The sequence below is a fragment of the Streptomyces sp. NPDC005533 genome (assembly GCF_042871845.1).
GTDB lineage: Bacteria > Actinomycetota > Actinomycetes > Streptomycetales > Streptomycetaceae > Streptomyces.
Window position 1 is genome coordinate 58198 of record NZ_JBIAJH010000015.1, and the last position, 25844, is coordinate 84041.

Annotated in this window: 22 protein-coding genes and 2 tRNA genes; 10 read left to right on the plus strand and 14 right to left on the minus strand. The window is 71.0% G+C overall.

Annotated features, from left to right (window positions below):
• Positions 1-37 precede the first annotated feature (37 nt).
• Positions 38-967: a hypothetical protein gene (locus tag ACFYP3_RS17460; protein WP_388832774.1), complete on the plus strand. Its 930-nt coding sequence runs from the start codon at positions 38-40 to the stop codon at positions 965-967.
• A 69-nt stretch (positions 968-1036) separates the two neighbouring features.
• Here the strand turns inward: ACFYP3_RS17460 and clpX are convergent, their stop codons facing one another.
• The 5 genes from clpX to ACFYP3_RS17485 all read right to left on the minus strand — a co-directional run bounded on the left by clpX (position 1037) and on the right by ACFYP3_RS17485 (position 5752).
• Positions 1037-2323, minus strand: coding sequence for an ATP-dependent Clp protease ATP-binding subunit ClpX (gene clpX, locus ACFYP3_RS17465; protein ID WP_030026955.1), 1287 nt, complete (start codon positions 2321-2323; stop codon positions 1037-1039).
• A gap of 153 nt (positions 2324-2476) precedes the next feature.
• Positions 2477-3142, minus strand: a complete 666-nt coding sequence (locus tag ACFYP3_RS17470) for an ATP-dependent Clp protease proteolytic subunit (RefSeq protein WP_030710839.1) — start codon at positions 3140-3142, stop codon at positions 2477-2479.
• Between the two features lie 54 nt (positions 3143-3196).
• On the minus strand, positions 3197-3814 hold the full coding sequence (locus tag ACFYP3_RS17475; RefSeq protein ID WP_030649990.1) for an ATP-dependent Clp protease proteolytic subunit: 618 nt from the start codon (positions 3812-3814) through the stop codon (positions 3197-3199).
• Between the two features lie 299 nt (positions 3815-4113).
• Positions 4114-5511 carry a trigger factor gene (gene tig / locus ACFYP3_RS17480; RefSeq protein WP_388832777.1) on the minus strand — a complete coding sequence of 466 codons (1398 nt, stop codon included), beginning with the start codon at positions 5509-5511 and terminating at the stop codon, positions 4114-4116.
• 164 nt (positions 5512-5675) lie between these two features.
• Positions 5676-5752: transfer RNA gene (locus ACFYP3_RS17485), tRNA-Pro, on the minus strand.
• A 168-nt stretch (positions 5753-5920) separates the two neighbouring features.
• On the opposite strand from ACFYP3_RS17485, the gene ACFYP3_RS17490 reads away from it, so the two are divergent.
• A tRNA-Gly gene (locus ACFYP3_RS17490) sits at positions 5921-5991 on the plus strand.
• A 341-nt stretch (positions 5992-6332) separates the two neighbouring features.
• Here the strand turns inward: ACFYP3_RS17490 and ACFYP3_RS17495 are convergent.
• The 3 genes from ACFYP3_RS17495 to ACFYP3_RS17505 all read right to left on the minus strand — a co-directional run bounded on the left by ACFYP3_RS17495 (position 6333) and on the right by ACFYP3_RS17505 (position 8568).
• Positions 6333-6527 (minus strand): membrane protein, encoded by a 195-nt coding sequence (locus ACFYP3_RS17495; protein WP_030008564.1) that lies wholly within the window; start codon positions 6525-6527, stop codon positions 6333-6335.
• 176 nt (positions 6528-6703) lie between these two features.
• On the minus strand, positions 6704-7159 hold the full coding sequence (locus tag ACFYP3_RS17500) for an HD domain-containing protein (protein ID WP_376620307.1): 456 nt from the start codon (positions 7157-7159) through the stop codon (positions 6704-6706).
• The gene (locus ACFYP3_RS17505) at positions 7156-8568 is read right to left on the minus strand and encodes a pyridoxal phosphate-dependent decarboxylase family protein (protein ID WP_388832781.1); all 1413 of its coding nucleotides are present in this window, start codon (positions 8566-8568) and stop codon (positions 7156-7158) included. Before ACFYP3_RS17505 ends, ACFYP3_RS17500 begins: the two co-directional genes overlap by 4 nt.
• Before the next feature lie 451 nt (positions 8569-9019).
• Here ACFYP3_RS17505 and ACFYP3_RS17510 point away from each other — a divergent pair, with 451 nt between their 5' ends.
• Both ACFYP3_RS17510 and ACFYP3_RS17515 read left to right on the plus strand, forming a co-directional pair.
• Entirely contained in the window at positions 9020-9646 is a 627-nt protein-coding gene (locus tag ACFYP3_RS17510; protein ID WP_388832783.1) for a DUF4232 domain-containing protein, read from the plus strand.
• Entirely contained in the window at positions 9643-10245 is a 603-nt protein-coding gene (locus ACFYP3_RS17515; protein WP_388833033.1) for an AAA family ATPase, read from the plus strand. The genes ACFYP3_RS17510 and ACFYP3_RS17515 overlap by 4 nt, the downstream gene beginning before the upstream one ends.
• A 675-nt stretch (positions 10246-10920) precedes the next feature.
• On the opposite strand, the gene ACFYP3_RS17520 is transcribed toward ACFYP3_RS17515, so the two are convergent.
• Together ACFYP3_RS17520 and ACFYP3_RS17525 are read right to left on the minus strand one after the other, a co-directional pair.
• Positions 10921-11736, minus strand: coding sequence for an ABC transporter ATP-binding protein (locus ACFYP3_RS17520; RefSeq protein ID WP_388832786.1), 816 nt, complete (start codon positions 11734-11736; stop codon positions 10921-10923).
• Positions 11737-11849: 113 nt separating this feature from the next.
• Positions 11850-12992, minus strand: coding sequence for a PP2C family protein-serine/threonine phosphatase (locus ACFYP3_RS17525; protein WP_388832789.1), 1143 nt, complete (start codon positions 12990-12992; stop codon positions 11850-11852).
• Between the two features lie 118 nt (positions 12993-13110).
• Between ACFYP3_RS17525 and ACFYP3_RS17530 the strand changes: the two genes are divergently transcribed.
• Entirely contained in the window at positions 13111-14346 is a 1236-nt protein-coding gene (locus ACFYP3_RS17530; RefSeq protein WP_388832791.1) for a GNAT family N-acetyltransferase, read from the plus strand.
• Between the two features lie 43 nt (positions 14347-14389).
• On the opposite strand, the gene ACFYP3_RS17535 is transcribed toward ACFYP3_RS17530, so the two are convergent.
• Positions 14390-15196: an Fpg/Nei family DNA glycosylase gene (locus tag ACFYP3_RS17535; RefSeq protein WP_388832794.1), complete on the minus strand. Its 807-nt coding sequence runs from the start codon at positions 15194-15196 to the stop codon at positions 14390-14392.
• A gap of 69 nt (positions 15197-15265) precedes the next feature.
• Positions 15266-15751 carry a ribose-5-phosphate isomerase gene (locus tag ACFYP3_RS17540; RefSeq protein ID WP_030710811.1) on the minus strand — a complete coding sequence of 162 codons (486 nt, stop codon included), beginning with the start codon at positions 15749-15751 and terminating at the stop codon, positions 15266-15268.
• Between the two features lie 219 nt (positions 15752-15970).
• Between ACFYP3_RS17540 and ACFYP3_RS17545 the strand changes: the two genes are divergently transcribed.
• Positions 15971-17410 carry an amino acid permease gene (locus ACFYP3_RS17545; RefSeq protein WP_388832797.1) on the plus strand — a complete coding sequence of 480 codons (1440 nt, stop codon included), beginning with the start codon at positions 15971-15973 and terminating at the stop codon, positions 17408-17410.
• Positions 17411-17516: 106 nt separating this feature from the next.
• Here ACFYP3_RS17545 and ACFYP3_RS17550 read toward each other — a convergent pair whose 3' ends face one another.
• Positions 17517-18101 carry a biotin transporter BioY gene (locus ACFYP3_RS17550; protein WP_388832800.1) on the minus strand — a complete coding sequence of 195 codons (585 nt, stop codon included), beginning with the start codon at positions 18099-18101 and terminating at the stop codon, positions 17517-17519.
• Positions 18102-18388: 287 nt separating this feature from the next.
• Between ACFYP3_RS17550 and ACFYP3_RS17555 the strand changes: the two genes are divergently transcribed.
• The 3 genes from ACFYP3_RS17555 (at position 18389) to ACFYP3_RS17565 (ending at position 22308) form a co-directional block, all read left to right on the plus strand.
• Positions 18389-19786 (plus strand): amino acid permease, encoded by a 1398-nt coding sequence (locus tag ACFYP3_RS17555; protein WP_388832802.1) that lies wholly within the window; start codon positions 18389-18391, stop codon positions 19784-19786.
• Positions 19787-20075: 289 nt separating this feature from the next.
• Positions 20076-21491, plus strand: coding sequence for an amino acid permease (locus tag ACFYP3_RS17560; protein ID WP_388832805.1), 1416 nt, complete (start codon positions 20076-20078; stop codon positions 21489-21491).
• A 160-nt stretch (positions 21492-21651) separates the two neighbouring features.
• Positions 21652-22308, plus strand: coding sequence for a superoxide dismutase (locus tag ACFYP3_RS17565; RefSeq protein ID WP_388832807.1), 657 nt, complete (start codon positions 21652-21654; stop codon positions 22306-22308).
• 123 nt (positions 22309-22431) lie between these two features.
• Here ACFYP3_RS17565 and ACFYP3_RS17570 read toward each other — a convergent pair whose 3' ends face one another.
• Positions 22432-23076: a DsbA family protein gene (locus tag ACFYP3_RS17570; protein ID WP_388832810.1), complete on the minus strand. Its 645-nt coding sequence runs from the start codon at positions 23074-23076 to the stop codon at positions 22432-22434.
• Positions 23077-23215: 139 nt separating this feature from the next.
• Here ACFYP3_RS17570 and pepN point away from each other — a divergent pair, with 139 nt between their 5' ends.
• Complete coding sequence (gene pepN / locus ACFYP3_RS17575; RefSeq protein ID WP_388832813.1) at positions 23216-25771, plus strand: aminopeptidase N; 2556 nt, start codon at positions 23216-23218, stop codon at positions 25769-25771.
• Positions 25772-25844 lie beyond the last annotated feature (73 nt).

Sequence of the window (25844 nt, forward strand, 5' to 3'; positions counted from 1 at the left end):
AGCAAAACGGATAGCCAACCTCATTGGGGGACGCGGGATGAGTTACAACCAGCCAGGGCCCTACGGGCAGCAGCCGCAGCAGCCGGGACCGTACGGGCAGCAGCCGCAGCCGGGTCCGTACGGCCAGCCCGCCCCGCAGCCCGGGCCCTACGGCCAGCCCGCCCCGCAGCCCGGCTACGGCTACCCCCAGCAGCCGGGCGTCCCCCCGCAGGGCTACCCGCAGCAGCCGCCGACTCCGGCCTACGGCTACCCGCAGCAGCAGCCCCCGTACGGCGGCCAGCCCCCGAAGAAGTCCAAGGCCGGGGTGATCATCGCCGTGGTCGTCGCGGTCGCGGTCGTCGCGGGCGCCGGCTGGTACTTCACGGAGGGCGGCGGCGCGGGCGGCGCCATCGCGTCCGACACCAAGGGCTACAAGCTGGTCGCCCCGGAGTCGGTGGACGACTTCAAGAAGGACCCGAAGTACAAGGACAAGGACTTCACCGACAAGGACAAGAAGGAAGCCGAGGGGGTGGGCGTCAAGAACGCCACCCAGGTGGGCATGAACTACCAGGCCGGCGACCCGAAGAACCCGCTGTCGGCCAAGGGCCTCAACTTCTCCGGTATCTACGGCGAGGTCAGCGACCCGGAGAAGGCGGTGGACGCGTACTTCGCCATGGCCCAGCTGAACGCCTCCAAGGAGGGCAAGTCGGAGGTGCAACTCGTCGGCAGCCCCAAGACGATGAACCCCGCGGGGTTCAAGGGCGCCGTCATGAAGTGCCAGGACCTCAAGTTCACCTCGAAGGACACCAGCACCAAGGGGCCCAAGGAGGCCACGCTGCCGCTCTGCGTCTGGGGTGACTACAGCACCCTGGCCATGGTCAGCGCCTCGGACGTGGCGTCCATCCTCGCCGGCAAGCCGGGCTACACCCAGGAGCAGGCCGCGGAGCTCGCCGCGAAGCTCTACAACACCTCCCGCGTCAAGAAGTAGCGGCACGGCAGGACATGCAGAAGGGGCGCCCCCGGCCGGGGGCGCCCCTTCTGCTTGCCGTTCTGCGGGCTACGCCGACTTCTCGTGCGGGCCCTGGTCCTTCGGGACGATGCGCGGGACCAGCGTCGGGTTGACGTTGGAGCGGACCACGTCCGCGGTGATGACCACGCGGGCCACGTCCTTGCGGGACGGGACCTCGTACATCACCGACATGAGGACCTCTTCCATGATGGCGCGCAGGCCGCGCGCGCCGGTCTGGCGGAGGATCGCCTGGTCGGCGATGGCCTCCAGGGCCTCGCGCTCGAAGTCCAGCTCGACGCCGTCGAGTTCGAACAGCCGCTGGTACTGCTTCACCAGGGCGTTGCGCGGCTCGATCAGGATCTGGAGCAGGGCCTCGCGGTCCAGGTTGTGCACGGAGGTCAGGACGGGGAGGCGGCCGATGAACTCGGGGATCATCCCGAACTTCACCAGGTCCTCCGGCATGACCTCCTGGAACTGGTCGCTGGCCTCGATCTCGCGCTTCGAGCGGATCGTCGCCCCGAAGCCGATGCCCTTGGCGCCCGCACGCGACTCGATGATCTTCTCCAGGCCGGCGAAGGCGCCGCCCACGATGAAGAGCACGTTGGTCGTGTCGATCTGGATGAACTCCTGGTGCGGGTGCTTCCGGCCGCCCTGCGGCGGGACGGAGGCGGTCGTGCCCTCCAGGATCTTCAGGAGGGCCTGCTGCACGCCCTCACCGCTCACGTCGCGCGTGATCGACGGGTTCTCGCTCTTGCGGGCCACCTTGTCGATCTCGTCGATGTAGATGATCCCGGTCTCGGCCTTCTTGACGTCGTAGTCGGCGGCCTGGATCAGCTTCAGCAGGATGTTCTCGACGTCCTCGCCGACGTACCCGGCCTCCGTCAGCGCCGTCGCGTCGGCGATGGCGAACGGGACGTTCAGCATGCGGGCGAGGGTCTGCGCGAGCAGCGTCTTGCCGGAACCCGTGGGGCCCAGCAGCAGGATGTTGGACTTCGCGAGCTCGATCGCGTCGTCCCGGCCCTGCGCGCCGCCGTTCTCGCCGGCCTGGACGCGCTTGTAGTGGTTGTAGACCGCTACGGAGAGCGCCTTCTTCGCCGGCTCCTGGCCGACGACGTAGCTCTCCAGGAACTCGTAGATCTCACGGGGCTTGGGGAGTTCCTCCCACCGGACCTCGGAGGTCTCCGCGAGCTCTTCTTCGATGATCTCGTTGCAGAGGTCGATGCACTCGTCGCAGATGTACACACCGGGTCCTGCGATGAGCTTCTTCACCTGCTTCTGGCTCTTTCCGCAGAACGAGCACTTGAGCAGGTCGCCGCCGTCACCGATGCGTGCCACGAGGTGCTTCCCCTTCGCCTGGGAGACGCCTGGTTCAGCGCTCCTGGTGCCTCATATCCGACGGTACCTTGCCGGGGGCCCCGTGCGGGGCCCCCTTGACGTGGTTCACATCGCCGAATCCGGCGGCGGTTCCACGCCAACTGGCGGCAAGGATCAGTGCGAACTCTTGCGGGTGGAGATGATCTGGTCGATCAGGCCGTACGCGAGCGCGTCCTCGGCCGTCAGGATCTTGTCGCGCTCGATGTCGTCGCGGATCTTCTCGATCGGCGTCGTCGAGTGCTTGGCCAGCATGGTCTCCAGCTGGTCGCGCATGCGCAGGATCTCGTTGGCCGCGATCTCGAGGTCCGAGAGCTGCTCACGGCCGGTGCCGCCGGAGGGCTGGTGGATCAGCACACGGGCGTTCGGCAGGGCCATGCGCTTGCCGGGGGTGCCGGCGGCGAGCAGGACCGCGGCGGCGGAGGCCGCCTGGCCCATGCAGACCGTCTGGATGTCCGGCTTCACGAACTGCATCGTGTCGTAGATCGCCGTCAGCGCGGTGAAGGAGCCACCGGGGCTGTTGATGTAGATCGAGATGTCGCGGTCCGGGTCCATCGACTCCAGGCACAGCAGCTGCGCCATGACGTCGTTGGCGGACGCGTCGTCGATCTGCACGCCGAGGAAGATCACGCGCTCCTCGAAGAGCTTCGCGTACGGGTCGTACTCGCGCACGCCCTGCGAGGTGCGCTCGACGAAGCGCGGGATGACGTAGCGGTTGTCCACCTGCGGGCCGGTGTAGAGGCCGCTCGCGGAGAAGTTGTTCTGCATCTGGGTGTTCACCATCCTGGTGGCGTTCTGCGGGCTGTCGACTGCTGGGTACTGACGGTGGTGCCGGGATCAGGCCCCGGTGCCGCCGCCGCCCGGAACGTTGGACGCGGCCGAGATGATCTCGTCGATGAGGCCGTACTCCTTGGCCTCCTCGGAGGTGAACCAGCGGTCACGGTCGCCGTCGCGGATGATCGCCTCGACGGTCTGGCCCGAGTGGAACGCGGTGATCTCGGCCATCCGCTGCTTGGTGCGCAGCAGGTACTGGGCCTGGATCTTGATGTCCGACGCGGTGCCACCGATGCCGGCGGAGCCCTGGTGCATCAGGATGTCGGTGTTCGGCAGGGCGAAGCGCTTGCCCTTGGCGCCACCGGTGAGCAGGAACTGCCCCATCGAGGCCGCCATGCCCATGCCGATGGTCACGACGTCGTTGGGGATGTACTGCATGGTGTCGTAGACGGCCATGCCGGCCGTCACGGAGCCACCGGGGCTGTTGATGTAGAGGTAGATGTCCTTCTCCGGCTCGGCGGCCAGGAGGAGGAGCTGTGCGGTGATCTTGTTCGCGATGTCGTCGTCAACCTGCTGGCCGAGGAAGATGATGCGCTCGCCGAGCAGCCGGTTGTAGACATGGTCGCCGAGGCCGCCACCGATGGACGGCTCACCCGCGGCGTAAGGCTTCAGATTCGTCACGTATCCACCTGCTCGTCTCCGACGGCCATGTGCCGTCTCAGCGTCTCGTTCTGGGGCGCGGTCCGGCCGGTGCGGACGAGTCCGCCGTCGCCCGGGTACTCACGTGCCCTCGTATTCATGGACCCTAACGCGCAGGTCGGACAACGCCATCCCGCTTCCCGAACTGTTCGCTCGGAGCGCAAGGTCCGGGGGCCCTTCGGGCGCCGGTCCCGAGGCCGTACGGGCGCCATGCCGAAGGGCCCGGACGCGGCTGCGTACGGGCCCTTCGGGGCACTGCTCAGCGGGCTTCGCCCGGGGTGTTACTTGGCCTCGTCGGCCTTGACCTCGTCGTCACCGTCGGCGGCGGACTCGACGGTCTCGGCGCCCTCGGCATCCGTCTCCTCGTCCTCGTCGGACAGGTCCACGACGTCACCGTTGGTGTCGACGACCTTGGCGGCCTCGACGACGACCGCGAGGGCCTTGCCGCGGGCGACCTCGCCGACGAGCATCGGAACCTGGCCACCCTCGACGACCGCCTGGGCGAACTGGTCGGGGGACATGCCGGAGGACTGGGCACGGCGCATGAGGTGCTCGGTGAGCTCCTCCTGGTTGACGCCCAGCTTCTCCTTGTTGACCAGCGCGTCGAGGACGAACTGGGTCTTGATGCCCTTGATCGCCTGCTCGGAGGTCTCGGCGTCGAACTCCTCGACCGTCTTGCCCTGGAACTCCAGGTACTTCTCGAGGGTCAGACCCATCTGGCCGAGCTGGTGGTGCTCCAGGTTGTGCTTGCGGGTCTGGACCTCGTCCGCGAGGAGCTTCTCGGGGATCGGGACCTCGACGAGCTCCAGCAGCTTCTCCAGGACGCGCTCCTGGGCCTGCGTGGCCTGGTCGTACTGCTTCATGTTCTCGAGGCGCTTGCGGCTGTCCGCCTTGAGGTCCTCAAGGGTGTCGAACTCGCTCGCCATCTGCGCGAACTCGTCGTCCAGCTCCGGGAGCTCCTTGGCGGAGACCTTGGTGACCTTGACGGTGACCTCGGCGTCCTTGCCCTCGGCGGAGCCGCCCTTCAGCTGGGAGGTGAAGGTGGCCTCGCCACCGGCCTCCAGGCCCGTGACGGCCTCGTCGATGCCCTCGAGGAGCTCGCCCGAGCCGATGGTGTACGAGACGTCGGAGGCGACGCCGTCGGGCAGCACCTCGCCGTCGACCTTGGCCTCCAGGTCGATGGTGACGACGTCACCGTCGGCGGCGGCGCGCTCGACGTCCTTGGTGGAGCCGAAACGGCCGCGCAGCTGCTCGACCGACTTCTCGACGTCCTCGTCGGAGACCTCGATGGCGTCGACCTCGACCTCGATGCCGGAGTAGTCCGGGATCTCGATCTCGGGACGGACGTCGACCTCGGCGGTGAAGGCCAGCAGCTCGCCGTCCTTCAGCTCCGTGATGTCCACATCGGGCTGGCCCAGCGGGTTCAGGTCGGCCTCGTTGACGGCCTCGGTGTAGAACTTCGGGAGGGCGTCGTTGACGGCCTCCTCCAGCACCGCACCGCGGCCGAAGCGCTGGTCGATGACGCGGGCCGGGATCTTGCCCTTGCGGAAGCCCTTCACCGTGACCTGCTGGTTGATCTTCTTGTACGCCGCGTCGAGGCTGTCCTTGAGCTCCTCGAAGGGCACCTCAACAGTGAGCCGAACCCGAGTCGGGTTCAGGGTCTCCACGGCGCTCTTCACGGTTCGGTCTCCTTGTGGCTGACTTCTGGGGGATCTGCCGTCTCGCTGCGATTCAGCGGTTCAGCGGACTTCGGCCCGGTACATCAGACACACGGGCACGCAGCTTGCATAGTAGCCGCAAGCGGCAATCAGCCCACAACGCGATCTTGTGGAGACCCTGCTGTTGGTCGGGGTGGCCGGATTCGAACCGACGACCTTCCGCTCCCAAAGCGGACGCGCTACCAAGCTGCGCCACACCCCGTCGGTGCGACACGTAGGGTACATGCCCGGAGACCCTCTGATGTGCGGGGTTTCCCGATGCGTTTCGGGCTCGTCCGGCGCGCGGGCGCGAAATGTGGTGTGCGCTCCCCCTGCGCGACCCGCTAGGATGCTGTCCGTGCCGCGGTCCCGTACCATCGGCACGCGCGCTGCGGGTGTAGCTCAATGGTAGAGCACTAGTCTTCCAAACTAGCTACGCGGGTTCGATTCCCGTCACCCGCTCTGAAGCACGAAGGGCCAGGTCAGAGGAGTTCTCCTCGACCTGGCCCTTCGTCGTTCCCGGTGCGGACGGCGTCGAGGGCCGGCCCCGGGGTGGTGGCGTCGGCCCGATCGTCGGTGCGGCCAAGTGCCGGGGCATTGAGACGAGTTGCGTCGCAGATCGACCATCGACGCGTTCGAGCACACGCGCGATTCGCTCTACCTGTCGATCGGCCTTCATCCGACAGGCGGAGTGCGCGCGCGGTTGCCGGTGCCGCGGTGGGGGTTCTCGACGCGGCGCCGCTCAGGTCGCGGACACGCCCGGTCGGTCCCCCACGGCGAGCGGCAGCGCGGTGGCCGGCGGCTCAGAGCTTGATGTTGGCGATCATCGTCGCGAGGGAATTGAGGAAACGGTTCACATCGTCCGCGATCGAGCTGGACGCCAGGAAGAAACCGAAGAGGGCCGCGACGATGGCGGGGCCCGTCTTGATGTGGTTGCCGCGGATCAGCACCACCAGGATGACCGCCAACAGAACCACCACTGACAGCGAAATGGCCACTACTGATCACACCTTCGGTCGTCCCCTGGTCGGCCCGGGGCGCACGGCCAGGCACACCCCCACATGGACCATCCTCCCACCAACGGGGCCCGGCTATCCGTCCCGTGACGAATCGCCGTGGTTCCGTTTCCGCCAACCACATGTGCGCCGGGCATGTTTCGGGCGCGGGTCCCGGGTCAAGGGGCGGTGAGACCGAGCAGGGACCGGACATACGCGTACTTCGCGGACAGCCGTTCGCGCGTGGGGCCGTCCAGTACGGAGAGGCGTACGGGGTCGGCGTTGTGCGCCAGGTCGGCCTCCTTGACGAGGAGGGCGCCGGGGGTGGCGAGGATGCGGGCCGTGTACTGCTCGACCGGTTCGCCGGGGCGCTTGGTGACCGCGAGGACCATGTCCTTCACGTGCTGCGGCAAGGCGGCGGAATCCAGCCAGGTGAGGCTGAGGGCCTCGTCCTCGATCGCGTCGTGGAGCCAGGCCGCCGCCTGCTGTTCGGGGCTGCCACCGCGCAGGCGGACGCCCTCGGCCACGGCCGCGAGGTGCTCGGCGTACGGCCGGCCGGCCTTGTCGGTCTGGCCCTCGTGCGCCGTGCGCGCCAGGGCCTCGACCTCCACGAGTGTCAGGGGACGGCTGGTCATGCGATCTCCCTCGCTGCTGCGCGGAGGGCCTCGGCGGCCCGGCGTACGTCGGCCTGCGTGGTACGCCAGTTGGAGAACGCGGCGCGCAGGGCGGGGGTTCCACCGTAGACGGTCGGGGTGACGAAGACCTCGGCGGCCGCGGCCTCGCGCAGGGCGGTCAGCCGGGCGGGGGTGGGATCGGTGGCGAGGGTGAAGCAGACGACGTTGAGACGGACCGGGGCGAGGAGGGTGAAGGCGGGGTCCCCGTCCAGCGCGGCGCCCAGGGCGCGGGCGCAGGCGATGTCGCGTTCGACGATCTCGCGGTGGCCGTGGCGGCCGTACGCGCGGAGCGTGAACCAGGCGGCGAGCGCGCGCAGCCGATGGGAGTTCTCCGGGGTGAGGTGGACGAGGTCGGGGTGCTCGCCGAGCGGGCCGAGGTAGGCGGCGGAGTTCTGGAAGACGCGGGCCTGGAGGTCTTGGCGGCGGGTGAACTGGACGGCGCTGTCGTAGGGGACGTTGAGCCACTTGTGCAGGTCGACGCAGAGGGAGTCGGAGGCGTCGAGGCCGGCGGCGAGGTGCGCGTGGTCCGGGGAGAGGGCGGCGAAGGCGCCGAACGCGGCGTCGGTGTGCAGCCAGAAGTCGTGGCGTTCGCGCAGGGCGGCGATGGCGGGGAGGTCGTCGAAGTCGACGGTGTTGACGGTGCCCGCGTTGGCGACGACCACGGCGGGGCCGGGGGTGTCGGCGAGCGCGCGGTCCAGGGCGGCCGGATCCACGGCCTCGCGGCCGGGCAGGGTCGGGACGGTGAGGAGGGAGCCCCGGCCCAGGCCGAGGACCGAGAGGGCCTTGCCGATCGAGGAGTGCGGGGCGCCGGAGAGCACGCGGACCGGGCCGAGGGCGGCGACGCCGTCCTCGGCCGGGGAGACGCCGAGGCGCTCGCCGAGCCATTCGCGGGCGACGGCGAGGCCGGTGGTGTTGGACATGGTGGCGCCGCTGACGAAGGTGCCGGTGTGGGCGTCGGAGAGGTGGAAGAGCTCGCGCAGCCAGCCGACGGTCTCGCGTTCGAGGTCCTGGCCGGCGCCGTCGAGGGCGGAGTTGGAGTTCTGGTCGTGGACGGCGGTGAGCCAGTCCCCGGCGAGGGCGGCCGGGGTGGCTCCGCCGGTGACGAAGCCGAGGTAGCGGGGGCCGGCGGAGGCCGAGAGCCGCGGCTCCCAGCGCGCGCGGAAGGCGGCGAGGGCGGCGTCGGTGCCCGTGCCGTGCTCGGGGAGGGGCTCGGGTTCGGACCCTGGGGCGGATCCGGGGTGGAGGGGCTGGCCGGGGGGCGGTACGACGGGCCGCTCGTCCAAGGACGCGAGGGCCTCGGCGGCGGCGCGGCGGGTGGCGTCGAGCAGGTCGGGGAGCCGGGCGAGGTCGGCGGCGAGCGTACGGTCCATGGGGGCACGGTAGGCGTGGCCGCGGCGGGACGGGCGGGCCAATCCCCACGAATTGGCCCGCGCGCCGCAAACGGTGATCCGGCCGGCCCACGAGGAACGGCGGGCCGCCGGGCCCTGGCGCGGGCGGCGCGGGCGGCGCGGGCGGCGCGGCCGGCGTCGACGGGGCGGGCGGCGTTGGTGGGGGCGGGACGGCAGGCGCGGGCGGGGCGGGACCACGAATGGCGCGGGCGGTTCGGGTGATCCGGGCAATGCGGGATAGCACCAGCGCTGCGGACAGCCGTACAGCACGGGCCGCAGGCCGGGCAGGCCGCAGGCCGGGGGCCGCAGGCCGGGGGCCGCAGGCCGGGGGCCGCAGGCCGGGGGCCGCAGGCCGGGGGGGCGTTTCGGGCCCTGCGGGGGGTGGCTTGGCGTGCTCGAACTCGGCGGGACCGGCCGCCGGTAGGCTCGGTGGATGATCGCTAAGCGGTGGATGGGCGGCGTTCTCGTCGTGGGGGTGCTGGTCGGGGTGGCGGGGTGCAGTACGCCGCCGGCGCCGCCGGCCGCGCCCGGACCGCAGCTCAGGCCCACGCAGCAGGGCACGGAGGCGAAGCCGACCACGACCCGGAACGCGCCCGCCCCGGTGCCCACGCCTGACGGTACGTGCCCCGAGGGCGGGGTCCGGCTCGTCGAGACGGGCGGGGACGCGGCGATGGGGCTGCGGGTGGAGGGCTTCCAGTTGGTCAACTGCGGTACGGAGCCGTACGTGCTGGAGGGCTACCCGGAGGTGTCGCTGCGGGACGGCCGCAATGATCCGCTCGCGGTCACGGTGGAGCACGGCGCGCAGGGGTTCACCACGGGCGTGCCGAACATCGAGGCGGCCCCGCAGCGGGTGACGCTGGCGCCGGGACAGGCCGCGGCGTGGTCGGTGGTGTGGCGCAACCTCGTCACCGACCCGACGGTGACGGCCACGACGGTGCCGGTGCTGGAGATCGCACCCCGCCCCGGAGCGCCCCGGCTGTGGATGCGGCTGGCCCGGCCGTTCGACCTCGGGAACACCGGGAAGCTGGGGATCGGTCCGTGGACGGCGGTGACCCGGTGATCGTCTGGCTCAACGGGCCCTTCGGGGGCGGCAAGACGCAGACGGCGTACGAGGTGCACCGGCGGCTGCCGGGAAGCGTCGTGTGCGATCCCGAGCACGTCGGGTTCGGGCTGCACCGGATGCTGCCGCCTGCGCTGCGCGGCGACTTCCAGGACCTTCAGGCGTGGCGCGAGGGGGTGTTCGAGGTGCTGGACCTCGCGGTGCGGCGGCATCCGGGGGTGGTGCTGGTGCCGATGACGGTCACGGAGCCGGCGTATTTCGCGCAGACCGTGGGACGGCTGCGCGAACAGGGGCACGACGTACGGCATTTCGCGCTGCTGGCACAGCGGGAGACGGTGCTGCGGCGGCTGCGGGAACGCGGGCTGGGCCGTGGGCTGAAGCGGGACGGCTTCGCGGTGGCCCGGCTGGACGGGTGCCTGGAGGCGCTGCGCGCGCCCGAGTTCGCGCAGCACGTGACCACGGACCGGCTGAGCGTGTCCGAGGTCGCCGATCGGGTGGCGGCCTCGGCGGGGCTGGAGCTGGCTCCGAACACGGATGGCGTTTTGCGGGGCCGGATTCGGGGCGCGCTGATCGGTGTGCGGCACATCCGCTTCGACTAGGTCGTCTGTGGATCTTGCCGGCGGTGCGTTTCCCGTCTGCTCCTCTGATGCCGGAGGTGCGGGAGGGTGCGGCTCATGGCCGGGGCTCCGCCCCGCACCCCGCGCCTCAAACGCCGGCGGGGCTGGATTTGTGCGGCCCAGCCGGAAGGCGTGCAAGGCCGGATGGTGCGGCGCCGCGGGAGGGTGCGGCTCAAAGACCGGGGCTCCGCCCCGCACCCCGCGCCTCAAACGCCGGCGAGGCTGAATGGGCGCGGCGCAGCTGGAGGGTGCGGCTTACAGATCGGGGCTCCGCCCCGGACCCCGCGCCTCAAACGCCGGCGGGGCTGAATTTGCGCGGCGTAACTGAGAGGGTGCGGCCAGGCTGAATGGGTGCGGCGTAGTCGAAGGGGTTGCGGCCGGGCTGGAGGGTGCGTCGGCACTGGGTAGCAGGCGGGTCGGTTGGGGTGGGGGTGGGTGTGTGTCGGGGTGATCCCCGCAGGGCGTCGAACGCACTGCCGCCGAGGTGTCCGACCCCTCGTCACGTTCGGCGCCCGAGGAGACGCCCCGGCGCGCGCCCGCCCCCACCCCAACCGGCCCCCACCGCCGACCCACCCAAGCGGCGCAGCCAAAGCGCGCCCGCCCCCACCCCAACCGGCCCCCACCCCGGCCCCGCCCAAGCGCGGCGCAGCCGATCGGCTATGCCGCCGCCCGGGTGAGAGTGGTCATGCGGGCGGCGATGGTGGGGGCGGGGGTGCGGGGGAGGCGGGCCGCTATCAGGCCGTCGGCCAGGAAGAGCACCTGGTCGGCGTGGGCGGCGGCGGCCGGGTCGTGGGTGACCATGACGACGGTGGCGCCCAGCGCGTCCACGGCGTCGCGGAGCAGCCCGAGGACCTCGGCCGCGGTGGTGGTGTCGAGGGCGCCGGTGGGTTCGTCGGCGAAGACCACGTCGGGCCGGGTGACCAGGGCCCGGGCGAGGGCCACGCGCTGCTGCTGGCCGCCGGACAGTTCGGCGGGGCGCCGGCCGCCCTTGCCCTCCAGGCCGACGCGGGCGAGCAGGTCGGCGGCGCGGGCCCGGCCCTGGTGCGCGGACCGGCCGCCGGCGAGGCGCGTCGGGAGCAGCACGTTCTGTTCGACGGTCAGCGACGGCAGCAGGTTGAAGGCCTGGAAGACGAAGCCGAGGCGGCTGCGGCGGAGCTCGGTGAGCTCGTTCTCGTTCATGCCGGTGATCTCGGTGCCGCCGAGGCGGACGGAGCCCGCGGTGGGCAGGTCGAGTCCGGCGGCGCACTGCAGGAAGGTGGACTTGCCGGAGCCGGAGGGGCCCATCACGGCGGTGAAGCTGCCGCGCGGCAGGCTGAGGTCGATCCCGCGCAGGGCGTGCACGGTGGTGGCGCCGCGCCCGTAGGCGCGCCGTACGCCGCGCAGTTCCACGGCCGGTGCGCCGTGGGGGTCCCCGGTCGCCGGAGCGTTCTCGGTGTCCTCGTGCCGCCGCCGCCCGCTCCGTCGGAGCCCCATGGTGTGCCGCCTTTCGCCGTGGCCTTGATCGTGGTTGCGACGCTACGGATCACGAGGGCCGGCCGGCCATGGCGCGGCCCGGCGCAACGGTGGTGGGGCAGACCCCACCCCGTTCAGGCGGAGCGCCGGATGAGGAGCAGGGCGCGGTCGTCGTTGACGTCCTTGGCGACCTTCTCGATGAGGTGCCAGGCGGCGCCTTCCCAGCCGGCGGCGACGTAGCGGTCGGCCTCGCCGGTGAGGCGGTCGATGCCCTCGCTGAGCTCGCGGTCGGAGGTCTCGACGAGGCCGTCGGTGAAGAGCATCAGGACGTCGCCGGGGCGGAGGTTGCCGCGGGCGGGGGTGAAGGCGGCGCCGTCGTAGACGCCGAGCAGCGGGCCCTCGCCGGACTTCTCCTGCCAGCGGCCGGTGCCCGCGCAGAGCTGGAGGGCGGGGAGGTGGCCGGCGGAGAGGAGTTCGTAGTCGCCGGTCTCCAGGTCGAGGACGAGGTGGATGGAGGTGGCGAAGCCCTCGTCCCAGTCCTGGCGGAGGAGGTAGCCGTTGGCGGCGGGCAGGAAGCCGTGCGGGGGCAGGGCGCCGAGGAGTCCGCCGAAGGCGCCGGAGAGCAGCAGGGCCCGGGAGCCCGCTTCCATGCCCTTGCCGGAGACGTCGGTCAGGACGATCTCCAGGGTGCGGCCGCCGTTGGTGCGGGCCGCGACGACGAAGTCGCCGGAGAAGGACTGGCCGCCGGCCGGGCGCAGGGCCATCTCGCGGTGCCAGCCGCGCGGCAGGTTGGGCAGTTTGCTCTGGACGCGGATCCGCTCGCGCAGGTCGAAGAGCATGGTGCCGCCGCGCCGCCAGGGCACGCCGACGCGGCTGCGGAACTGGGCGATGACCAGTCCGAAGAACCCGCAGGCGGCGACGACGAGGACGGTTCCGGGGGTGACGCGGGCCGGGCCCTGGGTGTAGGGGCCGAGCACGAGGGCCTCGACGATCAGGGCGGCCGCGGAGGCGGCGTACAGGCCGAGCAGGCTGGCGGGGCGAAGCAGCAGGCCGCCGGCCACGATCGGCAGGACGAGCGCCGAGGGCGAGAACCAGACGGGCAGCATCATCGTGCCGCAGGCGATGGCGGGGACGGTCACGAGCAGCCCGGCGAAGGCGAGCCAGTCGGAGGCGTCGCCGCGGAAGTAGTCGACCGCGGATTTGCGCAGGGCGGTGCGGCCCCGGTGCGACAGCATGCGCATCCGGGCCATGAGGGATTCCACGCGTGCTCCGGCCATTGCTTCGGGACCCTATCCATCCTGGCTGTGGATGCGCAGGGGTACCCCCGGACCCGGGGCCCGGCAGCGCCTGAAAACACTTCGCCCCGGGACGGAATGCCCTGATAGGGATGACCGTATGGCTCTTGAGATGCGCGTATTACAGGCTGATGAGTGGGATGTCTGGTACGACCACCTGGAACTGGCGTTCGGTGGTGTGCCCGAGTCCCCCGAAGAGCGGACCCTCTACAGGTCGCTGACGGAAGCGGAGCGCTCGCTCGGTGTCTGGGACGGCGCCACGTGCGTCGGCTCGGCCGGTGCCTTGAGTTTCCGCGTCTCGGTGCCGGGCGGGGCGGTCGTTCCCGCGGCCGGGGTCACGATGGTGGGCGTCTCCCCCACCCACCGCAGGCGCGGGGTGCTCAGCTCCCTGATGCGGCGGCAACTGGACGACATCCGGGCGGGTGGCGAACCGATCGCCGTGCTGACGGCCTCGGATCCGGCGATCTACGGGCGCTTCGGCTACGGCACCGCGACGTACGCCCTGGACGTAGAGATCGACACGACCCGGGTACGGCTCTCGGTGCCGCCGGGCACGGACGAGGTGCGCCTGCGCCTCGTCGACCCGTCGGCGGCGCTGGCCGACTGCGAGCGGGTGTACGCGGCGCTGGTCCCGCGGCGGCCGGGCATGCCGGCCCGGCAGCCGGGCTGGGAGCGGCAGCCGCTGCTGGATCCGGCCGGGTCGCGTTCCGGCGCGTCACCGCTGAAGTGCGTGGTCGCCGAGCGGGCGGACGGCGAGGTGGTCGGGTACGCGCGCTACCGGGTGAAGGCCGACTGGGGCCGGTCCGGCTCGGACGGCAAGGTCGAGGTGAGCGACCTCGACGCGCTGGACCCGGCGGCGTGCGCGGCGCTGTGGCGCTACCTCTTCTCGATCGACCTGACCTGGAGCGTACGGGCGTCCCGGCGGCCGGTGGACGATCCGGTGCTGCACCTGGTCACGGACGTGCGGCGGTCGCAGCCGCGGGTCCGGGACTCGCTGCACCTGCGGCTGGTGGATCTGGCGGCGGCGCTGGAGGCGCGGACGTACGGGGCTCCGACGGACGTGGTCCTGGAGGTCGGGGACGCCTTCTGCCCGTGGAACGCGGGGCGGTGGCGGCTGGTCGCCGACGCCAAGGGAGCCGCCCGGTGCACGCGGACCGAGGAGCCGGCGGACCTGGAGCTGTCGGTCCGGGAGCTCGGGTCGGCGTACCTGGGCGGGTTGACCCTCGCCTCGCTCGCCGCGGCCGGCCTCGTCCGCGAGCTGCGGCCGGGCGCGCTGACGGAGGCCTCGCGCGCCTTCGCGGGGGACGTGGCTCCCTGGCTCCCGCACGGCTTCTAGCACCGGTTCCGGTCCCCGTACCGGCTCCCGGGGCGGGGCCGGTCTAGCGCTGCTGGCAGGTCGGGCACCAGAAGAGGTTGCGGGCTGCGAGGTCGGCGGTGCGGATCTCGCCGCCGCAGATGTGACAGGGCAGGTCGGCCCTGCGGTAGACGTACACCTCGCCGCCGTGGTCGTCGACCCGCGGCGGCCGGCCCATCGCTTCGGGCAGGTGCTCGTCGCGGACGGTGTCGATGCGGTTGTTCCGTACGCCTTCGCGCATCAGGGCGGCCAGGTCGGCCCACATGGCGTCCCATTCGGCGCGGGTGAGGTCCTTGCCGAGCCGGTAGGGGTCGATGCCGTGCCGGAAGAGGACCTCGGCGCGGTAGACGTTGCCGACGCCCGCGACGATCTTCTGGTCCATCAGCAGGGCGGCGACGGTGGTGCGGGAGCGGGAGATCCGCTTCCAGGCCCGCTCGGGGTCGTCGTCCGGGCGCAGCGGGTCGGGGCCGAGCCGTGCGTGTATCGCCTTCTTCTCGCCCTCGCCGATCAGCGCGCAGGCGGTGGGTCCGCGCAGGTCGGCGTAGTGCTCCTCGTTCAGCAGGCGCAGCCGGACCGTGTCGGTGGCGGGCGGGGCCGGGGCGGGGCCGAAGCCGAGCTTGCCGAAGAGTCCGAGGTGGATGTGGATCCAGGCGTCGCCCAGTTCGAGGAAGAGGTGCTTGCCGTGCGCCTCCGCGCCCTCCAGTGCCCGCCCGTCGAGCAGGGCAGCGCTCTCGGCGAAGCGGCCCTGGGGGCTGCTTACGCGGACCGGGCGGGCGGCGAACCGCTCGGTGTGGTCCTGGGCGAGGCGGTGGATCGTATGCCCCTCGGGCACGGCGTACTCCTGGGAGGAATGGAAACGGCCGTGCCGTCCCCGCGGGGAACGGCACGGCCGGAAGCGGGATCAGCCCTGCGGGTGGTGGGCCGGGATGGGGGGGAGCTCGCCGGTCTGCTCGTAGGCGGTGAGCATGTCGATGCGGCGGGTGTGCCGCTCCGCGCCGGAGTACGGCGTCTTCAGGAAGGTGTCGATGAAGCTGACGACCTCGTCCTGGGTGTGCATGCGGCCGCCGACGGAGATGACGTTGGCGTTGTTGTGCTCGCGTCCCAGTTCTGCGGTCTGGACGCTCCACGCGAGGATGGCGCGGATGCCCTTGACCTTGTTGGCGGCGATCTGCTCGCCGTTGCCGGAGCCGCCGATCACGATGCCGAGGCTGCCCTCGTCCGCGGCGGTCCGCTCGGCGGCACGCAGGCAGAACGGCGGGTAGTCGTCGACCTCGTCGTAGATGTGGGGCCCGCAGTCGACGGGCTCGTGGCCGTTGTCCTTGAGCCAGTCCACCAGGTGGTTCTTGAGCTCAAAGCCGGCATGGTCGGATCCGAGGTACACGCGCATGGGACGAGTGTGGCACGAAGGGGTCCGACGGCCCGCAGGGGGTGTCGCGTAAGTCACTTCTAAAGCTCAAGTAAACCCAAAGAGCGCAGATGGGACACGGCAGAACCGCGGTCCGGGAGGTTCGTCCAAACGCAACGATCCGGATTGAGGTCTTCCGTCCTGCGTTCATCTCAGGTTTGAATGCCGGGGCTCGCAACCCGAGAACCTAAGGATCCGTCCATGAGCTCCACGACGACCCTCCAGAAGGAAGGCAACGACCCCACCGGCAACTCCGGTGAGGGCCAGCCCTCCGACGGTCTGAAGGCCGGTCTCAAGAACCGCCACCTGTCCATGATCGCCATCGGCGGCGTCATCGGCGCCGGTCTCTTCGTCGGCTCCGGTGGCGGTATCGCCAAGGCCGGTCCCGCCATCCTGATCTCCTACGCGCTGGTCGGCGCGATGGTCGTCTTCGTGATGCGGATGCTGGGCGAGATGGCCGCCGCCCGTCCGAACTCGGGCTCCTTCTCCGCCTACGCCGACCGCGCGCTCGGCCGCTGGGCCGGCTTCTCCATCGGCTGGCTCTACTGGTTCTTCTGGGTCGTCGTGCTCGCCGTCGAGGCCACCGCCGGTGCCTCCATCCTGGAGAGCTGGATCCCGGCCGTCCCGCAGTGGGGCTGGGCGCTGATCGTGATGGCGGTCCTGACCGCCACCAACCTCGGCTCGGTCGCCTCCTACGGTGAGTTCGAGTTCTGGTTCGCGGGCATCAAGGTCGTCGCCATCGGCGCCTTCGTGATCGTCGGCATGCTGGCCGTCTTCGGCGTGCTGCCGGGCTCGGACAACCCGGGCACGGGCTTCGCGCACCTGACCGACGCGGGTGGTTTCTTCCCCAACGGCTACGGCGCGGTCCTCACCGGTGTGCTGATGGTCGTCTTCTCCTTCATGGGCAGCGAGATCGTCACCCTGGCGGCCGGCGAGTCGGAGAACCCCCGCAAGGCGGTCACCCAGGCCACCAACTCCGTCATCTGGCGGATCGGCGTCTTCTACCTGGGCTCGATCTTCATCGTGCTGACCCTGCTCCCGTGGAACGACAAGTCGATCACCGAGAAGGGTTCGTACGTCGCGGCCCTGGACTCGATCGGCATCGCGCACGCCGGCACGATCATGGAGGTCATCGTCCTGACCGCCGTGCTGTCCTGCCTGAACTCGGGCCTCTACACCGCCTCCCGCATGGCCTTCTCGCTCGGTGAGCGCGGCGACGCCCCCAAGGCGTTCGCGAAGGTCAACTCCCGGGGCGTCCCGGTGGCCGCGATCCTGGGCTCCACGGTCTTCGGCTTCGTCGCCGTCTACTTCAACTACGCCTTCAAGGACACGGTCTTCAACTTCCTGCTGAACTCGTCGGGCGCCATCGCGCTCTTCGTGTGGCTGGTGATCTGCTTCACCCAGCTGCGGATGCGCGGGATCCTGGTCCGCGAGGCCCCGGAGAAGCTGACCGTCAAGATGTGGTTCTTCCCGTGGCTGACCTGGGCCACCGCCGCCCTGATCATGTTCGTGATCGGCTACATGTTCGTGGACGACGCCAACCGCGAGGTCGTCACCCTGTCGACGCTGGTCGCCGGTGTCGTCGTGCTCGTCGGTGTGGTCCTGGACTTCCGCCGCAAGCGGGCGGCCGTGCAGGGCTGACCCCTTGGCCCCTCCGTACGCCGGAGCCCGGCCCGCCCTCACGGGTGGGCCGGGCTCCGGCGCGTTCGGGGGCCGCTCGGCCGGGGACCACCCGGCCGCAGAGCGGTCAGCCGCGGCGGCCGACCAGCTTCCAGGCGGCCGGCAGGACGCCCATGGCCAGCGCGGCCTTGAGGGCGTCGCCGACCAGGAACGGCACCAGGCCCTTGGCGACGGCGACGCCGAGGGACATCCCGGTGGCGGCCATCAGGTACGGCACGCCCACCGCGTAGATCACGGCGGAGCCCAGCACCATCGCGCCGGCCGTGCGCAGGACCGAGCGGTCGGCGCCGCGCCGGGCGAGGGCGCCGACGACGGTGGAGGCCAGCAGCATGCCGAGGACGTACCCGAAGGTCGCGCCGCCCGCGCCGGAGGCGCCGTCCGCGAACCACGGCACGCCCGCCATGCCGACCAGGGTGTAGAGGGCGAGCGAGAGGAAGCCGCGGCCGGCGCCGAGCGCGGTGCCGACGAGCAGCGCGGCGAAGGTCTGGCCCGTGATCGGGGCGGCCAGGCCGTCGACGTGGACGGAGATCTGGGCGGCCAGCCCGGTCAGCGCGGCGCCGCCGGCGACGAGCGCGATGTCGCGGACGCGGCTCGCGGGCAGCAGGTCGGCGAGGACGGCGCCGGGCCGCGGGGAGAGGGAAGCAGTGGTCATGAGGGGCTCCGCGGGAGGGGACGGGGGCGGGACGATCACCGACGTTAGTCCGCGGCCCCGCGCCGCCCCACCGCTGCCCGGGACAAAGCCCCACTCCCTCGATTGGTGGGGATCACACAAAGCTCGCCCCCCTCCAGTCCGCCGGCGTGATCCTCGTCACGAGGAACATCTGACAACACGTCCGTTTTGCACGGACGGCAGCCGCTCAGTGAGACTGTAGGGTCCCGCCAATCCAGTTGCGGAGCCCCCACCACCGCTGGGCCGAACGAGAGTACGAGCACCCCCTCATGCGTGAGCCCCTGCACGAAGCACCTCCCACGACGGGCGACCTGCCCGCGGAACCACTGAGCCACAGCCTCAAGCAGCGCCACCTGACCATGCTGGGTCTGGGCGGCGTGATCGGCGCCGGTCTCTTCGTCGGCTCCGGAGCCGGCATCGGCATCGCCGGCCCCGCGATCATCTGCTCGTACCTGCTCGCGGGCGTCCTCGCGATGCTCGTCATGCGGGCGCTGGGCGAGATGTCGGCCGCGATGCCCGCCTCCGGCTCCTTCTCGGTCTACGCGGAGAAGGCGCTCGGCCGCTGGGCCGGCTTCTCGGCGGGCTGGCTGTACTGGTTCCTGCTGGTCGTGGTGCTGGCCGTGGAGGCCACCGGCGCGGCGAAGATCGCCAACGGCTGGGTGCCCGCCGTCGACCAGTGGATCTGGGTGCTGCTCTTCATGGTGGTCTTCACCGTGAGCAACCTGGCCGCGGTGAAGAACTTCGGCGAGTTCGAGTTCTGGTTCGCGGCCCTCAAGGTCGGCGCGATCGTCCTCTTCCTCGTCCTCGCCACTCTCGCGATCTTCGGTGTCCTCCCGGACACGGAGCCGGTCGGCATGGCCAACCTCACCGGCCACGGCGGCTTCTTCCCCGCGGGCTTCGGCGGAGTGGTCGCCGGCATGCTCGCCGTCATCTTCGCCTTCGGCGGCCTGGAGGTCGTCACCATCGCCGCCGCCGAGTCGGACGACCCGGCGCGCTCGGTGTCCCGGGCGGTGCGCAGCGCGGTGTGGCGCATCCTCTTCTTCTACGTCGGCTCGATGCTGGTCATCGTGACCCTGTTGCCGTGGGACTCGCTGGAGCCCGGCCAGAGCCCGTACGTGGCCGTCCTCGACTCGATCGGCATCCCGGGGGCCGGGCAGATCATGAACGTCGTGGTGTTCGTGGCCCTGCTGTCGGCGCTGAACGCGAACCTGTACGGGTCCTCGCGCATGGTGTTCTCGCTGGCCGAGCGCGGCGAGGCGCCGAAGTCGCTGCTGAAGGTGTCGGGCGGGGGCGTGCCGCGGCGCGCGGTGTTCGCGTCGGTGGCCTTCGGCTTCGTGTCGGTGGTGCTGAACCTGCTGTGGCCGGACACGATCTTCCTCTACATGCTCAACGCGGTCGGCGCGGTGCTGCTGTTCGTGTGGGCGCTGATCGCGGTCTCCCAGCTGAGGCTGCGCCGGATCATCGAGCGGGACATGCCGGAGCGGCTGACCCTGCCGATGTGGCTGTTCCCGTACGCGACCTGGGCGGCGCTGATCGGGATGGCGGCGGTGCTGGTCCTGATGCTGTTCGACGACTCGGCCCGGCCGCAGCTCCTGTGGTCCACGGGCGCGGCGGTCCTCGTCCTCGTGGTGGCCTTCGTACGGGAGCGGCGCACCCCGAAGTCCTGACCGGCCGACGGCCCGCCGCCGACGCCCCCGACCCACGGCCCGCCACCCATGCGACGGCCCCCCGCGCACCCGGCGCGGGGGGCCGTCGCGCGTCAGGTGCGCAGCTACGAGGCTCCGTTGACGTCGAGCCGGGCCTCCTGCCGGTCGGCGCGTGCCGGCAGCGTACGGGGATGATCACGGCCGGTCATCCGGCTGTCCGCATATCGGACGCAGACCATCCGAAGATCGGACAGCGGTGAGACTGGGGCACCTCGTCACGTCTCCCCGCACACCGGACAGGCACACCCCCATGAGCCAGAGCACCCTGACACCCCCCGAACCGCCGCGGACCGATGCCGGATCCCCGCTCGGCAACGGGCTCAAGCAGCGCCACCTCTCGATGATCGCCCTCGGCGGGGTCATCGGCGCCGGGCTCTTCGTCGGCTCCGGGGCCGGCATCGCCGCCGCCGGCCCCTCGATCGTGCTCGCGTACGCCGCGTCCGGGCTGCTCGTCATGTTCGTGATGCGGATGCTCGGCGAGATGTCCGCCGCCAACCCCGCCTCCGGGTCCTTCTCGGTCCACGCGGAGCGGGCGATCGGCCCCTGGGCGGGGTTCACGGCCGGCTGGATGTTCTGGATCCTGCTGTGCGTGGGCGTGGCCATCGAGGCCATCGGCGCGGCGCACATCATGACGGGCTGGTTCCCGGGCACCCCCTCCTGGATGTGGGTGCTGGCCTTCATGGCGCTGTTCTGCGGCACCAACCTGGCCGCCGTCTCGAACTTCGGCGAGTTCGAGTTCTGGTTCGCCGCCCTCAAGATCGGCGCGATCGGGCTCTTCCTGGGCCTGGGCGTCCTGGCCGTGCTCGGCCTGCTGCCCGGCACCTCCTCCCCCGGCGCCGCCAACCTGCTCCACGACGGCGGTCTGCTGCCCCACGGTGTGGACGGCCTGCTCGTCGGACTGCTGGCCTCGGTGGTGGCGTACGGCGGACTGGAGACGGTGACCATCGCGGCCGCCGAGTCCGAGGACCCCGTGGCGGGCGTGGCCAGGGCCGTGCGGACCACCATGTGGCGGATCGCGATCGTCTACGTCGGCTCCATGCTGGTCATCGTCACCCTGCTGCCGTGGAACGACGCGGCCGTCACCGCGGCCGGCCCGTACGCCGCCACCCTGGACCACCTGGGCATCCCGGCCGCGGGCGAGATCATGAACGTGGTCATCCTGATCGCCCTGATGTCCGCGATGAACGCCAACATCTACGGCTCCTCGCGCATGGCCCACTCCCTCGTCTCCCGCGGCCAGGGCCCGAAGGCGCTGGGCAGGGTCTCCGGCGGGGTGCCCCGCCGGGCGGTGCTCGCCTCCTGCGGCTTCGGCTTCGTCACCGTGCTGCTGTCGTACTGGTACCCGCAGACCCTGTTCGCCTGGCTGCTGAACATGGTCGGCGGGGTCATCCTCATCGTGTGGGGCTTCATCGCGGTCTCGCAGTTCGTGCTGCGCCGGCGGCTGGAGCGGGAGGCCCCCGAGAAGCTCGTCGTGAAGATGTGGGGCTTCCCGTACCTCACCTGGGCGTCCCTGGCCGGGGTGGCCGGGGTGCTGGTCCTGATGGCCCTGGGCGAGGACACCAGGGTGCAGGTGGTCTTCACCGGCGGGCTGACCGTCGCCCTCGCGGTGGCCGGCCGGGTCGTGCAGCACCGGGCCGAGCGGCGCCGGGCCCCGGCCGCCCGCTGACACCCGCTCCACCCCAGGTCGGCCCCGTGCGTGCGCACGGGGCCGACCTGCGTCGTACAGAGGCGACCCTTACGTGTGAGGTGGAATAGATACTGCTAGCGTGCAGTTGCGCATTGATTGCAATAAGCAGTTGGCACGCCGAGGGGACCGGATAACACGCATGGCCATCTACACGCTTCCTGAGCTTCCGTACGACTACGCGGCGCTGGAGCCGGTGATCAACCCGCAGATCATCGAGCTGCACCACGACAAGCACCACGCGGCCTACGTCACCGGCGCGAACAACACGCTGGAGCAGCTGGCGGAAGCCCGCGACAAGGAGAACTGGGGCGCTCTCAACGGCCTGGAGAAGAACCTCGCGTTCCACCTCTCCGGCCACATCCTGCACAGCATCTACTGGCACAACATGGCCAGCCCGAAGACCGGTGAGGGCGGCGGCGAGCCCAGCGCGGCCGACGGCCTGGGCGACCTGACCGACGCGATCACCGAGTCCTTCGGCTCCTTCGCGAAGTTCAAGAAGCAGCTGACCTTCGCCTCCTCCGCCACCCAGGGCTCCGGCTGGGGCGTGCTCGCCTACGAGCCCGTCAGCGGCCGCCTAATCGTCGAGCAGGTCTACGACCACCAGGGCAACGTGGGCGTGGCCAGCACTCCGATCCTGGTCTTCGACGCCTGGGAGCACGCCTTCTACCTGCAGTACAAGAACCAGAAGGTGGACTTCATCGAGGCCATGTGGAACGTCGTCAACTGGCAGGACGTGGCCCGCCGCTACGCCGACGCCAAGGCGAACACCCCGCTGCTGATCCCCGCCAAGGGCTGATCGCACACCGCAGAGCCCGTCCGCCTCGTGATCGTCTTCTCACCTTTCACGTGCGGGCGCGTAGAGCGGAAGACCCCCGTGAGGACGTGACTCACGGGGGTCTTCTGTGCGTAGCGGCAGGTCCTACTCGAAGGACGGGCCCTTGGTGCGGGTGCGCTTGATCTCGTAGAAGCCGGGCGTGGAGGCGACGAGCAGGGTGCCGTCCCACAGCCGGGCGGCCGCGTCGCCGCGCGGGGTCGGGGTGACGACCGGGCCGAAGAAGGCCACGTCTCCCTCGGCGCCCGGAACGGAGATCACCGGGGTGCCGACCTCCTGGCCCACGCGGTCGATGCCGTCGTTGTGGGAGGCCCGCAGCACCTCGTCGTACTCGTCCGAGTCGGCGTACGCGAGCAGCTCGGCCGGCAGGCCGACCTCGGCGAGCGCCTCGGCGATCACCTCGCGGGTCGGGCCCTTCTCGTCGTTGTGGATACGGGTGCCGAGCGCGGTGTAGAGCTTGCCGGTGATCTCCTCGCCGTGCTTCTGCTGGGCGGCTATGACCACGCGCACGGGAGCCCAGCCCTTGGGGCCGAGCAGCTCGCGGTAGGTCTCCGGCAGCTCGTCGAGCTTGTTCTCGTTGAGGACGGCAAGGCTCATCACGTGCCAGCGGACCTCGACGTCGCGGACCTTCTCGACCTCGACCATCCAGCGGGACGTCATCCAGGCCCAAGGGCAGAGCGGGTCGAACCAGAAGTCGACCGGGGTCTTCTCGCGCACCTGGGTCTCGGTCATGTCTCTCCTCGGTCTCGTCTCAGTCGGAAAAAGGGCATCACTGGCGCATGTTCTCCGTGGCCAACCAGGACGCCGCCGCACGCATTCCCCTCGTGCGAGGATTCGACCCAAGAACGCGATCACGCACGAAGGAGTGCACGTGCCCGGTGAGAATCTGTCCCGCGACGAGGCCCGTGAGCGGGCCGAACTGCTGTCCGTCGACGGGTACGAGGTGGTCCTCGACCTCACGTCCGCGGTGGACGAGGCCGAACCGGCCGAGGGCCCACGGACCTTCCGTTCGGTCACGACGATCCGCTTCCGGGCCGCGGCCACCGGCAGCTCCACCTTCGCGGACCTGATCGCCCCCTCGGTGAACGCCGTCACCCTGAACGGGCGGGCGCTGGACGTGGCCACCGTCTTCGACGGGGCGCGGATCGCCCTGGACGGCCTGGCCGCCGAGAACGTCCTGGTGGTCGACGCGAACTGCGCGTACAGCCGGACCGGCGAGGGCCTGCACCGCTTCGTGGACCCGGAGGACGGCGAGGTCTACCTCTACACCCAGTACGAACCGGCCGACGCCCGCCGGGTGTACGCGAACTTCGAACAGCCGGACCTGAAGGCGCCCTACCGCTTCGAGGTGGCCGCCCCCGAGGGCTGGCAGGTGTGGAGCAACGGCGCGGAGGAGTCGCGCGAGGGCGGGGTCTGGCGCTTCGCCGAGACCCAGCCGATCTCCACCTACATCACGTGCGTGGTGGCGGGCCCCTACCACTACGTCACGGACACCTACACGCGCGGCGACCTGACCATCCCGCTGGGCGCGATGTGCCGCAAGGGGCTGGCGAAGCACTTCGACACGGACGACGTCTTCCTGGTCACCAAGCAGGGCTTCGACCTCTTCCACGAGATCTTCGACTACCCGTACCCCTTCGGGAAGTACGACCAGGCCTTCGTCCCGGAGTACAACCTGGGCGCGATGGAGAACCCGGGGCTGGTGACCTTCCGCGAGGAGTACATCTTCCGCGGCAAGGTCACGCAGGCCTCGTACGAAGCGCGCGCGAACGTCATCCTGCACGAGATGGCGCACATGTGGTTCGGCGACCTGGTCACCATGAAGTGGTGGGACGACCTGTGGCTGAAGGAGTCCTTCGCCGACTTCATGGGCTCGTTCGGGCTCGTCGAGGCCACCCGCTTCAAGCAGGCGTGGATCACCTTCGCCAACCGCCGCAAGTCGTGGGCCTACCGGGCCGACCAGCTGCCGTCCACCCACCCGATCACGGCCGACATCCGTGACCTGGAGGACGCGAAGCTGAACTTCGACGGCATCACCTACGCCAAGGGCGCGTCGGTGCTCAAGCAGCTCGTCGCCTACGTGGGACGGGAGGCGTTCCTGGAGGGCGCCCGGCGCTACTTCAAGGCCAACGCGTACGGGAACACGACGCTGGACGACCTGCTGTCGGTGCTCGCGGAGGTCTCCGGTCGGGACATGGCGCAGTGGTCGCGGGCGTGGCTGCAGACCGCCGGCGTGAACGCGCTGACCCCGGTGATCACCTACGACGCGGGCGGCCGGGTGACGGAACTGGCCGTCGTGCAGGAGGGCGACGAGCTGCGCCCGCACCGGGTCGCGGTGGGCCTGTACCGGCTGGAGTCCGACGGGTCCCTGGTCCGCTACGCGCGGGCCGACGCGGACGTGTCGGGTGCGCGGACGGTCGTCACGGAGCTGGCGGGCACGCAGCGCCCGGACCTGGTCCTGGTCAACGACGAGGACCTCACCTACTGCAAGATCCGCTTCGACGAGGGCTCGCTGGAGACCCTGCGGGCGCACCTCGGCGATCTGACGGACCCGCTCGCGCGGGCCCTGTGCTGGTCGGCGCTGTGGAACCTGACCCGCGACGGCCTGATGCCGGCCCGGGACTTCGTCTCGCTGGTCCTCGCGCACGCGGGCCGCGAGAGCGATGTCGGCGTCCTGCAGATGCTGCACACGCAGGCCCTGACCTCGGTCACCCACTACGCGGCACCGGACGGGCGCGAGCAGGGCGGCCGGGACCTGGCGGCGGGCGCGCTGCACGAGCTGCGGCTGGCGGCGCCGGGGTCGGAGCACCAGCTGACCTGGGCCCGCTTCTTCGCCGCGAGTGCGGCCACCGAGGGCGACTTCCAGCTGCTGCTGGGGCTGCTGGAGGGCTCGGCGCGGATCGACGGGCTGGACGTGGACCAGGAGCTGCGCTGGGACTTCCTGCTGCCGCTCGCCGCGCACGGGGCGGTGGACGAGGCCGTGCTCACCGCCGAACTGGCGCGCGACGACACGGCGTCGGGCAAGCGCCACCAGGTGCGGTGCCTGGCGGCGCGGCCGTCGGAGGCCGTGAAGGACCAGGCGTGGGCGGCGGTCGTCGAATCGGACGCGCTGTCCAACGCGCTGGTGGAGGCGACGATCGCGGGCATGCAGCAGTCCTCGCAGCGGGGCCTGCTGGCGGCCTACGCGGGGCGCTACTTCGAGGTGATCGAGCGGGTGTGGACGGACCGTTCGATCCAGATCGCGATGGACGTGGTGAGGGGTCTGTACCCGTCGCTGCAGGGCGACTCGGCCACGCTCGACGCCACCGACGCGTGGCTCGCCGCGCACGCCGACGCGGCTCCGGCCCTGCGCCGCCTGGTGCTGGAGTCCCGCGACGACCTGGCCCGGGCCCTGCGCGCCCAGGCCTGCGACGCCGCCGCCGGCTGACCCTGCCGGGGGTTCGGGGCACGCCCCCGGACCCCCGCGCCTCGAACGTCGGCGGGGCAGCCTATCGGCCATC

Coding starts and splice junctions, on each gene's coding strand:
- ACFYP3_RS17550 (WP_388832800.1), bottom strand. CDS start 18,101: ATGACCACTGCTTCCCTCTCCCCGCGGCCCGGCGCCGTCCTCGCCGAC.
- ACFYP3_RS17555 (WP_388832802.1), top strand. CDS start 18,389: ATGCGTGAGCCCCTGCACGAAGCACCTCCCACGACGGGCGACCTGCCC.
- ACFYP3_RS17565 (WP_388832807.1), top strand. CDS start 21,652: ATGGCCATCTACACGCTTCCTGAGCTTCCGTACGACTACGCGGCGCTG.
- ACFYP3_RS17520 (WP_388832786.1), bottom strand. CDS start 11,736: ATGGGGCTCCGACGGAGCGGGCGGCGGCGGCACGAGGACACCGAGAAC.
- ACFYP3_RS17470 (WP_030710839.1), bottom strand. CDS start 3,142: ATGGTGAACACCCAGATGCAGAACAACTTCTCCGCGAGCGGCCTCTAC.
- ACFYP3_RS17545 (WP_388832797.1), top strand. CDS start 15,971: ATGAGCTCCACGACGACCCTCCAGAAGGAAGGCAACGACCCCACCGGC.
- ACFYP3_RS17505 (WP_388832781.1), bottom strand. CDS start 8,568: ATGGACCGTACGCTCGCCGCCGACCTCGCCCGGCTCCCCGACCTGCTC.
- ACFYP3_RS17560 (WP_388832805.1), top strand. CDS start 20,076: ATGAGCCAGAGCACCCTGACACCCCCCGAACCGCCGCGGACCGATGCC.
- ACFYP3_RS17570 (WP_388832810.1), bottom strand. CDS start 23,076: ATGACCGAGACCCAGGTGCGCGAGAAGACCCCGGTCGACTTCTGGTTC.
- ACFYP3_RS17460 (WP_388832774.1), top strand. CDS start 38: ATGAGTTACAACCAGCCAGGGCCCTACGGGCAGCAGCCGCAGCAGCCG.
- ACFYP3_RS17500 (WP_376620307.1), bottom strand. CDS start 7,159: ATGACCAGCCGTCCCCTGACACTCGTGGAGGTCGAGGCCCTGGCGCGC.
- ACFYP3_RS17530 (WP_388832791.1), top strand. CDS start 13,111: ATGGCTCTTGAGATGCGCGTATTACAGGCTGATGAGTGGGATGTCTGG.
- ACFYP3_RS17540 (WP_030710811.1), bottom strand. CDS start 15,751: ATGCGCGTGTACCTCGGATCCGACCATGCCGGCTTTGAGCTCAAGAAC.
- ACFYP3_RS17525 (WP_388832789.1), bottom strand. CDS start 12,992: ATGGCCGGAGCACGCGTGGAATCCCTCATGGCCCGGATGCGCATGCTG.
- ACFYP3_RS17510 (WP_388832783.1), top strand. CDS start 9,020: ATGATCGCTAAGCGGTGGATGGGCGGCGTTCTCGTCGTGGGGGTGCTG.